The sequence below is a fragment of the Salifodinibacter halophilus genome, from assembly GCA_012999515.1.
GTDB lineage: Bacteria > Pseudomonadota > Gammaproteobacteria > Nevskiales > Salinisphaeraceae > Salifodinibacter > Salifodinibacter halophilus.
Genome location: JABEEB010000400.1, coordinates 1 through 258 on the forward strand (window position 1 = coordinate 1; position 258 = coordinate 258).

Below are 258 nucleotides of genomic sequence, written 5' to 3' on the forward strand. Positions count from 1 at the left end.
GCCGGCGCTGCGCCGATGCGGCGACATCGCGGAACAGATACACCTGCCGGCTCGGAATCAGCGCGAAACCGAGCGCCTCGCACTCGGCCAGCCAATCGGCGTGCTGGTCGCGGTTGAGCGAACGCAGCCACACCGCGCGATCGGGCCAGCGCTGCAGCGCGCCACGCAACAACCGCGCGGCGCTGCCCGGGCGCCACTGCGGATACAGATTGGTCGACAACCACCAGTTGTTGATCGCAACCGCACGGTCGATGCCGG

The 258-nt window shown here is 69.4% G+C and carries 1 protein-coding gene; it reads right to left on the bottom strand.

Going from position 1 to position 258, the window contains the following annotated elements:
- On the bottom strand, nucleotides 1–258 hold a 258-nt coding region (locus HKX41_12195; GenBank protein ID NNC24896.1), incomplete at both ends, for a hypothetical protein.